This window comes from Flagellimonas sp. (assembly GCF_965601775.1).
Lineage (GTDB): Bacteria > Bacteroidota > Bacteroidia > Flavobacteriales > Flavobacteriaceae > Flagellimonas.
The window spans coordinates 923,790-937,702 of sequence record NZ_OZ271837.1; the positions used below are offsets into that span (position 1 = coordinate 923,790).

The window sequence follows — 13,913 nt, forward strand, 5'->3', positions numbered from 1 at the left end:
AGGTAAACAAAAAGTATGCCTACAAAATTTAGCCCGTTGTAATCCCATTTTTATGGATATTTATTATGAAAACAACGCTTTTAGTACTAAATTTGCGTGCAATTTTTTAACAAAAGGTCTACAACATATGTCTAAAGACATCCGGATTAAAAAAGGGTTGAATATCAACCTTGTCGGGGCAGCTGAAAAGACACTTTCCAAAGCCGTTTCTAGTAACGTATATGCCCTAAACCTAGACGATTTTCACGGAATTACCCCTAAAATGTTGGTGAAGCAAGGAGCCGAAGTCAAGGCAGGGGAGCCGATTTTCTATAACAAGTCCAATGAGAAAATGCTGTTTGTTTCTCCCGTAAGTGGAGAATTGGTTGAAATAGTGAGAGGGGCACGAAGAAGAATCTTAACATTAAAGATATTGGCTGACAAGAGCCAAGAGTATACTGAACATACAGTTTTGGATGTAAATGCAGTAGATGGTTCAGCAATTCGGGAATTCTTGCTAAAATCTGGAGCTTGGCCTTTTATCAAGCAACGTCCCTACGATATTATTGCGAATCCAGAAGCTACGCCAAAAGCGATTTTTGTTTCAGCCTACGCTACGGCACCTTTGGCGGCTGATACAGATTTTGCGCTACAAGGGAAAGAGGCGGAACTTCAAGCAGCGATTACAGCTTTAGGAAAGCTGACTCCTGGGAAGATTCATGTTTCTGTTGGTAAATCCAGCAATTCGCCTTTAGCCCAACTGGAGGGGATAACGCTTCACAAAGTAAGTGGACCACATCCATCAGGTTTGGTAGGAACACAAATCAACAAAATTGACCCAGTAAATAAGGGCGAAGTGGTTTGGACCATTTCTCCACAAGATTTGGTCATTATCGGTGAGTTATTATTGACCGGTAAATTCAATGCCGAGAGAACCATTGCCTTGGCGGGTTCGGTGGTAAAATCGCCAAAATATTACACCACCAAAATAGGGGCAGAGATTTCTACTTTCCTGTACGCAAGTGGAGTACATCAAGACAATTTTAGATTGATAAATGGGGATGTATTGACAGGTAGTAAAACTCATCCTGAAGGATATCTAGGGTTTTATAACAATACGGTTTCTGTTATTCCTGAAGGAGATGATTATGAATTCTTTGGATGGAACAAGCCGGTTTTCAACAAAATATCATCCACTAGGGCATTGACTTTTTCGTGGATGCAACCCAATAAGAAGTACGATTTAGATACCAATACCAATGGCGAACATCGCGCTTTTGTAGTCACCGGGCGGTATGAGGAAGTTTTTCCATTGGACATTTACCCACTACAGTTGTTGAAGGCCTGTATGGTGAAAGATTTGGATGAAATGGAACAATTGGGTCTTTATGAAGTGGCTCCGGAGGATTTCTCTTTAACCGAGTTCATTTGTACTTCCAAACAACCACACCAACAAATAATCCGGGAAGGATTGGATTTATTATATCAAGAAATTGGATAAAACATGGGATTGAAAGAAAAGTTACATCAGACCAAACTCAAGTATCAGGGGAAGAAAATGGCCCCTGCATTCAATGCTATACATACTTTTTTGTACTCACCCAATGAAACTACACACTCTGGAGGACATATCCGAGCGGTAGATGATTTGAAGAGAACCATGAACACCGTCATAATGGCCTTGGTTCCATGTCTGCTGTTCGGTATGTTCAACGCAGGGTATCAACATTATTCTGCTATAAACGGCTTTCCTGAGAATTTCTCGGTTATGGAGCACTTCATTACTTGGGATAATTTCTGGTTGGGAGCGATAACCATTTTGCCCTTAGTAATTGTTTCCTATGGTGTAGGATTGGCCATTGAATTCGTATTTGCCGTAATCAAAGGCCATGAAGTAGAAGAGGGGTATTTGGTGACTGGAATGTTAGTTCCATTGATTGTACCTGTCGATACACCGCTTTGGATGTTGGCGATTGCCGTAGCCTTTGGTGTTGTTATCGGTAAAGAAGTATTCGGAGGTACGGGAATGAATATTTTGAATCCCGCTTTGACTATACGAGCTTTCTTGTTTTTCGCTTATCCAACTTGGATGAGTGGAGATAAAGTTTGGGTGCATGGAGCAGTGGAACGTGCAGGAACTGCTGATGCCATTTCTGGAGAAACTATTTTAGGTTATCTGGCACAAGGGAACTCAGACTTTTCATATTCCCTTTCAGATATGTTCTTTGGATTTATCCCAGGTTCAGTAGGGGAGACATCAACCTTCTTGATTCTTCTTGGAGGCTTGTTCCTTGTTTTCTCTAAAATTGCTTCATGGAGAATTATGCTGAGTGCTGTTTTAGGCTCTCTAGCTATGGGTCTTATTTTTAATGGAGTTGTCGCCGCTGAATGGATTCCAGAATATAGTAAGTTTTATGGATTAATGAGTTTCGAATACTGGCAACATCTGTTGGTAGGTGGATTGGCATTCGGAATTGTTTACATGGCAACTGACCCGGTAACAGGTTCACAAACCAATAAAGGAAAATGGATTTATGGATTCTTAATAGGATTTATGTCTGTGATGATACGTGTGTTCAATCCAGGATATCCTGAAGGCGTTTTCTTGGCCATCCTTTTATTGAACGTATTTGCGCCAACTATTGATCACTATGTGATTCGTGGAAATGTAAAGCGAAGAATGAAACGATTGAAAAACGCGACCATACTTCCAAAAGTATCTGGCGAAGTCGAAGAACTTAAAACTGAAACTGTTTAATCATGGCATTGAATACAGAAAAAAATAGTTATACCGTTTTGTTCGCGGTCATTATGGTCGCTGTTGTTGGCTCACTATTGGCCTTTCTTGCATCGAGCCTTAGTGGAAAGATTAAGGAAAACGAACGTTTCGAAAAACAGCAAAACATATTGTACGCCATGGGAGTCAATGAAAATACTCCTGATAGTGGTGTAAATTTTATTCCCACGAACGTTGTCGAAGATAGATTTTTAGAAGAAGTAACAGGTCAATACGTTTGGGAGAATGGAGAAATCAAGCAAGATGACCAGGCATTTTTGATTGATGTGAAAAAGGCATTTGCTGCTATCAAAAGTGGAGAAGATGCAAGACTGCCCATTTTTGTAGGAGAAAAGGATGGAGAAGAAGTTTACGTATTACCCATGTACGGCAAGGGATTGTGGGATGCCATATGGGGTTTTATGTCCGTAGACAAGAATATGGTGGTTCAAGGGGTGTACTTTGACCATAAAGGTGAAACAGCGGGTCTGGGGGCTAACATCAAGTTACGATTCTTCATGGACGACTTTATTGGCGAGTCTTTGATGGAAGGACAAAGTTATTCCGGTATAGCGGTTTCAAAGACCAATAATGACCCTTTGAATGCGGATAAAGAAGATAATGAGGTTGATGCAATTGCTGGTGCGACCATTACAGGAAACGGAGTATCTGCAATGATAAAAGAGACCTTGAAATTATACAGACCTTATTTGGAAACAATTAGAAATAACTAGAAATGGCATTACTCTCAAAAAAAGATGCAAATCTTATATTGGACCCCTTAGCGGATAATAATCCAATTACCATTCAGGTACTTGGAATATGTTCTGCTTTGGCAATTACCGCCGAATTAAAGGCGTCATTGGTGATGGCAATTTCCGTAATCTTTGTGATGGGAATTGGAAATATTGTCATTTCTCTTTTGCGAAATGTAATTCCTTCAAAAATCCGGATTATTGCCCAATTAATCGTGGTTGCAACCTTGGTGATTGTGGTGGACCAAGTTTTAAAGGCTTTTGCCTACGAACTGAGTAAAACGCTATCCGTTTTTGTCGGACTGATTATCACGAACTGTATCATTATGGGGCGTTTTGAAGCCTTTGCCCTTGGAAATGGAGTATGGAGGTCTTTTCTGGACGGAATAGGAAATGCCCTAGGTTATGGAGTTATTTTGGTGATTATCGGGTTCTTTAGAGAACTGTTGGGTTCTGGAACCTTATTTGGTATTCCTGTTTTAGGAGACCCTATTGCCAAAACAGGTTTGTATTCCATAGGTTATGAAAACAACGGATTTATGATTATACCTCCAGCTGCCTTGATTGTTGTAGGTATCATTATCTGGGTACAACGTACACGAAACAAAGCATTAATTGAAGAAGCATAAAATAAGGAAACATGTTAGAGCATTTAGAGTTATTTTTTAAGTCCATCTTCATTGACAATATGGTTTTTGCGGTCTTCTTGGGAATGTGTTCCTATCTGGCCGTATCCAAGAAAGTATCTACAGCAGTGGGATTGGGTGCTGCCGTAATTTTCGTTTTGGCAGTAACCGTTCCCCTTAACTGGCTTCTGGACCAATATCTATTAAGAGATGGTGCATTGGCTTGGTTGGGACCTGAATATGCTGATTATAATTTGAGTTTCCTCTCGTTTATCATGTTTATTGCAACCATTGCGACCATGGTACAACTGGTGGAGATTGTAGTGGAGAAATTTTCTCCAGCGCTTTACAATTCATTGGGTATTTTCCTGCCATTGATAGCGGTAAACTGTGCTATCCTTGGAGGTTCTTTGTTTATGCAAGCGAGAGAAATTCCCAGTCTTGGATTGGCTCTCAACTATGGAGTCAGTTCAGGAATAGGATGGTTTTTGGCAATTCTGGCGATTGCGGCCATTCGAGAAAAAATCAGATATTCCAATGTACCACCACCACTACGTGGGTTGGGAATCACCTTTATTATAACAGGGTTGATGGGTATCGGATTCCAGAGTTTTGGAGGTATGTTGACCGGCGATAACGAGCCACCCGAAGGTACCAGCAATACCACTGTTGAAAAAACGATTGAAGAAAAAGAAATAAACAAGGAAATTGAAGACGAAGAAAAAGCAGTTTCCTATAACGAAGTTCAAAACAAATAAAGATGATTTTAGCCACAAGTACGGGAGGTACTATTTTGATCACGGTTGTAGCGTTTCTTATTTTGTTGTTACTCTTGGTGGCCCTATTGCTGTTTACCAAGGAAAAACTTTCACCTTCAGGTCCAGTTACCTTGACCATTAATGGGGAAAAGAAAATTGAAGTAGCTTCAGGAGGTACTTTGTTGTCGACACTAGGTAACCAAAAAGTGTTTTTGCCTTCAGCTTGTGGAGGTGGGGGTACCTGCATACAGTGTGAATGCCATGTACTCTCAGGTGGTGGTGAGGCACTGCCTACGGAAACTCCTCATTTTTCCAGAAAGGAATTGCAACATGGTGCTAGGTTGGCCTGTCAAGTAAAGGTTAAGCAGGATATGGAAATCACCATTCCTGAGGAAGTCTTCGGAATTAAGAAATGGGATGCTAAGGTGGTCCGTAATTATAATGTTGCTTCGTTTATCAAGGAATTTGTTGTGGAAATTCCAGAGGAAATGAACTATAAAGCAGGTGGGTATATCCAAATTGAGATACCACCTTGCGAGGTGAAATATTCCGATATGGATATCACAGCCCATCCAGATGAGCATGAAACTCCGGATAAGTTCCAGGCAGAATGGGATAAGTTCGGGCTTTGGCCTTTGGTGATGAAAAATACGGAGACTGTGGAGCGTGCGTATTCCATGGCTTCCTATCCAGCAGAAGGTCGCGAAATTATGTTGAACGTGCGTATTGCCACACCACCATGGGACCGGTCGAAGAATGGTTGGATGGACGTCAATCCAGGTGTTGCTTCTTCGTATATTTTTGGATTAAAGCCTGGAGACCCTGTGACGATTTCAGGACCATTTGGTGAATTCTTTATCAATGAGTCTGAGGCTGAAATGTTGTATGTCGGTGGTGGGGCAGGTATGGCGCCAATGCGTTCACACCTCTATCACTTATTTAAGACGCTAAAAACAAATCGAAAAGTTACCTACTGGTATGGAGGACGTTCAAAGCGTGAGCTTTTCTATATAGAGCACTTTAGGGAGCTGGAACGGAATTTCCCGAATTTCAAGTTCTATATGGCACTTTCTGAACCTTTGGAAGAGGATAATTGGAAAGTAAAGAAAGATATTGACGCTGAAGGAGATGGTTTTGTTGGATTCATCCATAACTGTGTTATAGATAACTATTTGGATCATCATGAAGCGCCCGAGGATATTGAATTGTACTTCTGTGGTCCGCCATTGATGAACAAAGCGGTGCAAAAAATGGGTGAGGATTTCGGTATTCCAGATGAGAATATTCGTTTTGACGATTTTGGGGGATAAAACTCCATGGTATCGCTTCCTAAGCGTTTAATAAATTAACAGTATAATCAACCGATGCCTATGCATCGGTTTTTTTATTCAAAGTGACTTGAAGAAAATTGTATTATTAGTAATCGTGATTTCTATAGTTGGAATCCTGTTGTACCAAGCAAAGCCTGTGGAGCATGCGGTAACGGCCCTTGTCTCTGAATCAGATTTAATCGACGAAGACAGTCTAACGATTGTATCTAGGGTTAATTTGCCTACAGGTTATAAGCGAGTCGCCTATCCACCTGGGTCTTTTGAAGAATATTTACGGAATTACAAACTGAAACCTTACGGAAGCAAGATTATAAACTATGATGGGTCTACATATTTTTGGCAACAGGGTCATATTGGTATTCTGGAGATTCCGGTTCCTGAAAATGGACTTCAACAATGTGCTGATGCTTTGATTCGTGTGCGAAGTGAATACCTGTGGGAATCGAATAGACAAGATGAAATAGGGTTTAATTTCACCAGTGGGCATTATTGTTCATGGGAAAAATACGCAGCAGGTTATCGACCAGAAATTGAAGGAAATAGCGTGAGTTTTCATAAAACGGCTGGAATCGATGCTTCCCAGGAAAACTTTTATAGATATTTGAACCTGATTTATACCTACGCTGGAACGCTTTCACTATATCATGAACTGCCTCGTATCGAAGATGCTCAAGACTTAAAAATAGGGGATATGTTAATAAAGGGCGGAAGCCCGGGACATATTGTAATGATCTGTGATGAGGTGGTACATGCGAATGGGGAAAAATTATATCTGCTGTTTCAAGGAAACACTCCTGCACAAAATGTTCACTTGGTTAAAAATCTTGAGGAACCATTAATATCCCCATGGTATAAACTGGAAAAAGATGTAGTTATTCCAGTGTCGAATTATACGTTTCAGAGTTCAAAGTTTGTCCGCTTCAAATAACATTTATGCCGTAATTTTACACTATGGGAAAACCGCTTACTGAACAAGAACTTCATAACTTGGCCATGAACATTGTGGGAAGGCAATTGGAAGCCGATGGTTTTGAGTTCATGGGCATCAACAGTAAACCCAAAAAAGACCCTCAATATGTGTGTTTAAAGGAAAAAATACTACATTTTATTGTGGTTCGCAATGTAGCCTTTCCTGAGAACCCTAGAATTTATGACGAGACTTTGATGCAGAAGGTAAAAAAACATGCCGATAAGTTTGAAGCTCGTACCTATTTTGCCGGTGTTGGTTTGTCGAATGCTTCGGACCAGAATCTGCCGGTTTACTTAAATGAGGAATATATAGTGGAATATCAAGGATTAATTGAGATAAAATAGTGAGGAAAGTTCTAGTAATACTTTGCATCATCTCTTTTTTGGGGTGTGAACAAGACTTAGTTAAGAATCAAAGTGTTGGAAACGCACTTGGCACTACGTATTCCATAATTTATATAGCTGATAATCAAGTAGATTTTCAGAGAGAGATTGACTCTGTTTTTCAAGTGGTAAATCAATCCATGTCCACATATATCCCAAATTCAGATATTTCAAAGATCAATAAGGGTGACTCAACCATAGTAGTTGATTCCATGTTTCGTGAGGTTTTTGAATTATCAAAACGGATTCATGATGTTTCTAACAGCTATTTTGACCCTACAGTGGGGGTTTTGGTGAATGCGTGGGGATTTGGTCCAGGTAAACAGATGCAACTGGATAGCACCCGTGTGGATAGCTTATTGCAGTATGTGGGTTTTGAGAAGGTTGAATTAACAGACCAAAACACTATTTTAAAAGAGAGAAAGGAAATTTATTTTGATTTTAATGCCGTGGCCAAGGGTTATGCTATTGATAGATTGGGTGCGATGTTGGATTCCAAGGGAATTCAAAATTACTTGGTAGAGGTTGGGGGAGAAGTTTTGGCCCGAGGGATTAATAGTATTTCTGCCAAAGAGTGGACCGTTGGTATTGATGATCCCCAAGCTGAAAACCAACGAAGATTGAAACGTATAATTCGGTTAAAAGATCGGGCTATGGCCTCATCCGGAAACTATCGCAAGTTTCGCGTTGACCCTGATACTGGGGAAAAATTTGTGCATACTATTAATCCAAAGACAGGGTTTACCAAAAATTCCAAGGTATTGGCCACTAGTGTGGTCGCAAAAACCTGTGCTGAAGCAGATGCGTTTGCCACCGCGTTTATGGCCATGGATTTAGATGATACCCGACAGTTACTTTTGATATCCAACATATTGGGAGGTCCCGAAGTATACATCATATACTTAAATGATGAAGGAGCGACTAAAGAATATATGACTCCTGGATTCGAGGCACTTGTTTCTCAATAAGATTATTTGAATACGACTGGGATTATTTCCCCTTTTGCCAACCGATATTTTTCTACATCACTTTCAGAAAGTTGGGCGGTAAGGTCTACTTCTTTGACATGAAAACCAATACTTCTTAGCTTATCAAAATAATCTCTACCGTATACTCGAACGTGGTCATATTGGCCAAAAATCTTGGCACGCTCCTTCCTATCGGTTATGCTATCATCTTCAAATGTGGTTTCTCGGTTCAAATCTTGGGGAATCTGAAAAACACCCCAACCACCAGGTTTCATAACTCGATGTAGTTCTTGCATTGCTTTGGTGTCATTTGGGATATGCTCTAGAACATGATTGCATAAAATCACGTCATAGGAACTGTCCGCGAAGGGAAGGTTGCATATATCTGCTTTTACATCAGCAAGAGGTGAGTTGAGGTCGGTGGTGGTGTACTCAATGTTTTCCAGTTGCTTGAATCTTTTATAAAAAGCTTGTTCTGGTGCGAAATGTAAGAGATGATGTTTTTTAGTAAAGAAATCCGTTTTGTTTTTCAAAAAAAGCCAGAGTAAGCGATGTCTTTCCAAGGAGAGCGTAGAGGGGGAGAGGACATTTTCCCTCGGACTCTCATACCCATAGGGCAAAAAACGCCGAAAAGACCTTCCATCAATAGGGTCCGTATAGGTATTTCCTCGCATGAAAAAAGCAACTAGCGGCCTAACCCAATAACTCAATTTAATAAGCCACGGTCTGGGAATGAGGTTCAGAAAAAACTTGAAAACGTCCGACACGAATTACACGAATTGTCACTAATAATTATAGCACAACCCTTCTATAGGCTAGGCTATCTTCGCCAAAGTTAACAAGTAAACCTAACTTAATTTTTGAAGCGGCCAAATAATTTAAAGTTTGTTTGATGTGACCACTTGCTAACTTTTCTATAGCTTTTAACTCCAGAATGATTTTGTTCTCAATAACAAAATCAGCAAAATAATAATGCTTTAATCTTTCACCTTTATATTCGACATTGAATTTTACTTCTCTTTGATAGGGGACACCATTCGATTTAAGCTCCACTTCCAATGCGTCTGCATAAACCGCTTCGCTAAATCCTCTGCCTAATTGATTATGTACATCCATACAAAGACCAATTACGAAATAGGATTCGTGCTTGTAAATAACCTCTCTATCCATATAAATATGTTTTTAGAGGCTGAAAAATTATGTTTAAAATAAAATTTAATTGGTGAAATTAGTGTCAATTTAGATACTAGCTAGAGCACTAATTTTTTTGACCGAAATTCTTCCTCTTCATTGCTTTCTATGCCCAAAGCTTCATAAATGTATTGAAAGGTCGAAAGTAATTCAGGTTTTCCATCCACAATGGCTACATCATGTTCAAAGTGAGCACTGGGTTTTCCATCTGCGGTTAGGATTGTCCAACCATCATCCAATTGCTTTATTCTTCGCGTTCCCATGTTAATCATTGGCTCAATGGCAACGACCATACCTTCCACGAACTTTTTGCCTCGACCTCTTTTACCATAGTTGGGCATCTGTGGGTCTTCATGCAAATCGGTTCCTAGACCATGACCCACCAATTCCCTAACGACACCATAACCATGGGCTTCGCAATGGTTTTGTATGGCATAGGCCACATCTCCTACGCGGTTCCCCAATTTGAATTCCCGGATACCTACATAAAGAGATTCTTTGGTAACCCTCAGTAATTTTTTGGTCTTCTGGGCAACTTCGCCCACTTCAAATGTATAGGCATGATCTCCGTAAAACCCGTTTTTAAGCGCACCACAGTCAACAGAAATAACATCTCCTTCCTTTAGGGTTTCATTATTCGGAATTCCATGAACTACTTGAGCATTTGGACTCCAATTCAGCGTATTGGGAAAATCATACATACCCAAAAAACCGGGCTCTGCACCCTGTTCACGGATGAAGTCTTCGGCGAGTTTATCCAATTTCAGGGGATTTGCTCCAGGTTTGATTTCCGAAGCAATCATGCCCAAGGTACGGGATACTACAAGCGCACTTTCTCGCATCAACTCAATTTGCTCAGCAGTTTTGATTTTTATCATGCCTGCAAAGATAATCGAAACGGTACAAAAGTAACCTAGACCAAAGATGCCTGGGTCATAAGTTCAGGCTTTTCAACCCCCAAAAGTGAAAGAATGGTAGGGGCAATATCACCAAGGACCCCATCTTTCACAGACGTAATCTCCGGGTCAACAATAATCAAGGGTACCGGATTTGTGGTATGCGCGGTATTGGGACTGCCATCCGGGTTTACCATGGTGTCACAATTGCCATGGTCGGCTATGACTATTGTGGTATACCCATTTTCCAAACCAGCTGTGATTACATCTTTGGTACAGGTATCCACAGTTTCACAAGCCTTGACCGCTGCTTCCATAATTCCAGTATGCCCAACCATATCTGGATTGGCAAAGTTGAGGCAAACAAAATCAGCCTCTCCCTTATGTAGTTCAGGGACAATGGCATCGCGAATATCAAAAGCGCTCATTTCAGGTTTTAGGTCATAGGTTGCCACTTTAGGAGAGGGGCATAAAATTCGGCTTTCACCTTCAAAAGGTTCTTCTCGACCCCCATTAAAAAAGAAGGTGACATGAGGATACTTTTCAGTTTCAGCTATTCGGATTTGTTTTTTATTGGCATTAGCTAAAACCTCCCCTAAAGTTTCTTGGATATTTCCCTTGTCATATACCACATGGATTCCTTCAAAGGAATCGTCATAGTTGGTCATGGTAACATAATGAAGATTTAGCTTCTGCATTCCATATTCTGGAAAATCCTCTTGGCTTAAAACTTGCGTTAGTTCTCTACCACGATCGGTCCTAAAATTGAAGAAAATCACGACGTCTCCATTAGTTATCTTTGTGACGTGCTGTCCAGTTTCATCCACAGCAAAAATAGGCTCAATGAATTCATCCGTTATCCCATTGTCATAACTCTCCTGCATAGTTAGCCCAATATTGGAACTGGGTTTACCTTCTCCATGAACAACTAAATCGTATGCTTTTTTCACTCGTTCCCAGCGCTTATCCCTATCCATGGCATAATACCTGCCGATTACGGAGGCGACCTTGGTTTTTTTACCCTTACAGAAATCAACCAAATCCTCTAAAAACGCTTTTCCACTTTTTGGGTCAACGTCCCTACCATCTGTAAAGGCATGGACAAAGGCCTTACCTGAACCTGTGTGGACTTCAAAAGCCGAAATCAAAGCTTTCAAATGGTCGATATGGCTATGGACACCACCATCACTAACCAATCCCAAAAAGTGTATGTTTTTTGACTTTTCACTGGCATAGTCAAAAGCATTTTCCAATACTTTTTCATTCTTAATAGTATCTTCTTTTACGGCTTTATTGATTTTTGCCAAGTCTTGATAAACAATTCGTCCCGCTCCCAAGTTCATATGGCCCACCTCACTGTTTCCCATTTGACCTTCGGGAAGCCCAACATGCATCCCATCCGTAAGAAGGTTCGCATTAGGATACTTATCATACAGAGAATCAATAAAAGGGGTATTGGCTTGCTCAATTGCCGAAACTTTTGGGTCCGGGGATTTTCCCCATCCATCCAAAATCATAAGAATGACTTTCTTGTCCATACTGATTGCTTGAATTTCAAAAATAGCGTGATTTCATTGGATGCCCTAGTATTTTAAGGGGTTTTACCTTTGCGAAATTCATATTTTTTTGCTTCAAAAGCTGAGATTTTGTTAAAGTTAAGTTATATAAGTGTTAATCGTGTAACATTCCCCGATAGATGGAGTCTATCATGTTATAAAACTTATTCATAATCAAAAATTATTCATCATGAAAAAAACAATCCTAACAGTGACCGCTGCGTGTCTTTTATTGATAGCCGGCGTAAGTGCAAATGACAATTCTACTCCAGTTGTAGAAGTAGAAACTGCTATCTCCTTGGAGGTAAATTCTTTTTGTATGGCAATCGTTAAAGGTGACATCGATACTGTGAAGAAATTAATTGACCTTGGAGAAGATGTAAACAGAAAATCTTTGGGAATGACTCCATTACACTATGCAGCTCGTTACAATCGAGCGGAAATTGCTGAAATTCTTTTGGCAAATGGTGCCAATCTCAAGAAAAGATGTGACAAAGGATATACGGCAATCAAATATGCCGAACTTTCAGGAGCCATGGAGGCGTTGGAGGTATTAAATGCTGCTGTGAAAAAATAGAAAGGAGTTTATTCATCCAGTACAAAAAGCCCTTGCAAATCGCAAGGGCTTTTTCTTTCAAATGTATAGTGTCCTTGTAAAAGAGTAGTTCTCTTAAAACTCAAAGCCAGTAAAAACTCTGTACAAAAAGGCATAAACTGCCATGGCCAATAAAACGGCGCAAAAAACAGAATACGCTTTCAAAAACAAAACCAGATAACTGGGTCTGCAATCATCGAAGGCTTCTTGATAAAGCGATTTAAAGTGTAATAGTGTTCCCATTTGCTCTCGTATTAGGGTAGCACAAGGGGTGAAGAAACAAGTAATTGATTTGGGAATCACTCAAAGGTAATGAAAACTAAATAACCGTATTTTTTAATCGATGAATGAGCGGATTCTATCGACCTGAATATTTTTTAATGGCCTCTTTTATTTTTTCAATTCGATTTTCAGGGTCTGGATGCGTACTTTGAAACTCCGGCACACGGTTAGGTCCAGCAGCAGCTTTTAGTATTTGCATTACCTCAATCAGTTCATAAGGGTCATATCCCGATTGAATCATTAAAAGCACACCAAGTTCATCACTTTCCAATTCATCACCCCTTCCATTCTTAAGTAGTGTGTTCTGCCCAATGCCGCTTACCAATTCACCCATATCCCCACCTACACTGGCGCCCATGGTCAGGGTCTGCCAGAAACTGCTTTCCGCTATACGTTCTGCCGAGTGTCTTCCAATAACATGCCCAATTTCATGGCCCAAAACTCCCGCTAATTGGGATTCGTTTAGCTGTGAAAAAAGGGCATATGTGATAAAACATTGACCTCCTGGAAGCGCAAAAGCATTGATGGTTCTGTCATCGGCCAACAAATGAAAGTCAAATTCATAAGGTGTCTCCCTAGCAATGCTATTTTCAACCAATCGCTGTCCAACAGCATCAACTAAAGCTTGCATACGGGCATCAGGATATAAACCGCCGTGTTGTTGTGCCATTTCAGGAGCGCTCTGCAGACCTATGGCAATTTCTTGTTCCGCAGACATGTTTATATTTTGAATCCGTCCGGTATATGGATTTTCCTCTTGATTGCTACAGCGCTGGATAAAGGCGAAGACAACAATGGCCAAACCAATAAGTATCCTGATTTTCCAACTTCCTCTTCTCATTGCGTT

The 13,913-nt window shown here is 40.4% G+C and carries 16 protein-coding genes; 10 read left to right on the forward strand and 6 right to left on the reverse strand.

Annotation, left to right across the window (positions count from 1 at the left end):
- Positions 1-127 precede the first annotated feature (127 nt).
- From ACSLUF_RS04440 to ACSLUF_RS04480, 9 genes are all read left to right on the forward strand, one after another.
- Entirely contained in the window at positions 128-1,480 is a 1,353-nt protein-coding gene (locus tag ACSLUF_RS04440) for a Na(+)-translocating NADH-quinone reductase subunit A (protein WP_435624926.1), read from the forward strand.
- A 3-nt stretch (positions 1,481-1,483) separates the two neighbouring features.
- A complete protein-coding gene (locus ACSLUF_RS04445; RefSeq protein WP_435624927.1) occupies positions 1,484-2,737 on the forward strand; it encodes an NADH:ubiquinone reductase (Na(+)-transporting) subunit B in 1,254 nt (417 codons plus the stop codon).
- Positions 2,738-2,739: 2 nt separating this feature from the next.
- On the forward strand, positions 2,740-3,489 hold the full coding sequence (locus ACSLUF_RS04450; RefSeq protein WP_435624928.1) for a Na(+)-translocating NADH-quinone reductase subunit C: 750 nt from the start codon (positions 2,740-2,742) through the stop codon (positions 3,487-3,489).
- 2 nt (positions 3,490-3,491) lie between these two features.
- A complete protein-coding gene (locus ACSLUF_RS04455; RefSeq protein WP_435624929.1) occupies positions 3,492-4,139 on the forward strand; it encodes an NADH:ubiquinone reductase (Na(+)-transporting) subunit D in 648 nt (215 codons plus the stop codon).
- An 11-nt stretch (positions 4,140-4,150) separates the two neighbouring features.
- Positions 4,151-4,894, forward strand: a complete 744-nt coding sequence (gene nqrE / locus ACSLUF_RS04460; protein WP_435624930.1) for an NADH:ubiquinone reductase (Na(+)-transporting) subunit E — start codon at positions 4,151-4,153, stop codon at positions 4,892-4,894.
- Positions 4,895-4,896: 2 nt separating this feature from the next.
- On the forward strand, positions 4,897-6,204 hold the full coding sequence (gene nqrF / locus ACSLUF_RS04465) for an NADH:ubiquinone reductase (Na(+)-transporting) subunit F (RefSeq protein ID WP_435624931.1): 1,308 nt from the start codon (positions 4,897-4,899) through the stop codon (positions 6,202-6,204).
- Positions 6,205-6,292: 88 nt separating this feature from the next.
- The gene (locus tag ACSLUF_RS04470) at positions 6,293-7,153 is read left to right on the forward strand and encodes a DUF4846 domain-containing protein (RefSeq protein WP_435624932.1); all 861 of its coding nucleotides are present in this window, start codon (positions 6,293-6,295) and stop codon (positions 7,151-7,153) included.
- A 23-nt stretch (positions 7,154-7,176) separates the two neighbouring features.
- Positions 7,177-7,539, forward strand: a complete 363-nt coding sequence (locus ACSLUF_RS04475; protein WP_435624933.1) for a Na(+)-translocating NADH-quinone reductase subunit F — start codon at positions 7,177-7,179, stop codon at positions 7,537-7,539.
- Positions 7,539-8,546: an FAD:protein FMN transferase gene (locus tag ACSLUF_RS04480; protein WP_435624934.1), complete on the forward strand. Its 1,008-nt coding sequence runs from the start codon at positions 7,539-7,541 to the stop codon at positions 8,544-8,546. The genes ACSLUF_RS04475 and ACSLUF_RS04480 overlap by 1 nt, the downstream gene beginning before the upstream one ends.
- 2 nt (positions 8,547-8,548) lie before the next feature.
- On the opposite strand, the gene ACSLUF_RS04485 is transcribed toward ACSLUF_RS04480, so the two are convergent.
- From ACSLUF_RS04485 to gpmI, 4 genes are all read right to left on the reverse strand, one after another.
- Complete coding sequence (locus tag ACSLUF_RS04485; RefSeq protein WP_435624935.1) at positions 8,549-9,313, reverse strand: class I SAM-dependent methyltransferase; 765 nt, start codon at positions 9,311-9,313, stop codon at positions 8,549-8,551.
- 25 nt (positions 9,314-9,338) lie between these two features.
- Positions 9,339-9,716, reverse strand: a complete 378-nt coding sequence (locus tag ACSLUF_RS04490) for a GxxExxY protein (RefSeq protein ID WP_435624936.1) — start codon at positions 9,714-9,716, stop codon at positions 9,339-9,341.
- Between the two features lie 80 nt (positions 9,717-9,796).
- Positions 9,797-10,615 carry a type I methionyl aminopeptidase gene (map, locus tag ACSLUF_RS04495; RefSeq protein ID WP_435624937.1) on the reverse strand — a complete coding sequence of 273 codons (819 nt, stop codon included), beginning with the start codon at positions 10,613-10,615 and terminating at the stop codon, positions 9,797-9,799.
- A 35-nt stretch (positions 10,616-10,650) separates the two neighbouring features.
- Complete coding sequence (gene gpmI / locus ACSLUF_RS04500; protein ID WP_435624938.1) at positions 10,651-12,171, reverse strand: 2,3-bisphosphoglycerate-independent phosphoglycerate mutase; 1,521 nt, start codon at positions 12,169-12,171, stop codon at positions 10,651-10,653.
- Positions 12,172-12,379: 208 nt separating this feature from the next.
- Here gpmI and ACSLUF_RS04505 point away from each other — a divergent pair, with 208 nt between their 5' ends.
- Positions 12,380-12,766, forward strand: coding sequence for an ankyrin repeat domain-containing protein (locus ACSLUF_RS04505; RefSeq protein ID WP_435624939.1), 387 nt, complete (start codon positions 12,380-12,382; stop codon positions 12,764-12,766).
- 93 nt (positions 12,767-12,859) lie between these two features.
- Here the strand turns inward: ACSLUF_RS04505 and ACSLUF_RS04510 are convergent, their stop codons facing one another.
- On the reverse strand, positions 12,860-13,027 hold the full coding sequence (locus ACSLUF_RS04510; RefSeq protein WP_435624940.1) for a DUF6747 family protein: 168 nt from the start codon (positions 13,025-13,027) through the stop codon (positions 12,860-12,862).
- A 115-nt stretch (positions 13,028-13,142) separates the two neighbouring features.
- Positions 13,143-13,907, reverse strand: coding sequence for a M48 family metalloprotease (locus tag ACSLUF_RS04515; RefSeq protein WP_435624941.1), 765 nt, complete (start codon positions 13,905-13,907; stop codon positions 13,143-13,145).
- Positions 13,908-13,913 lie beyond the last annotated feature (6 nt).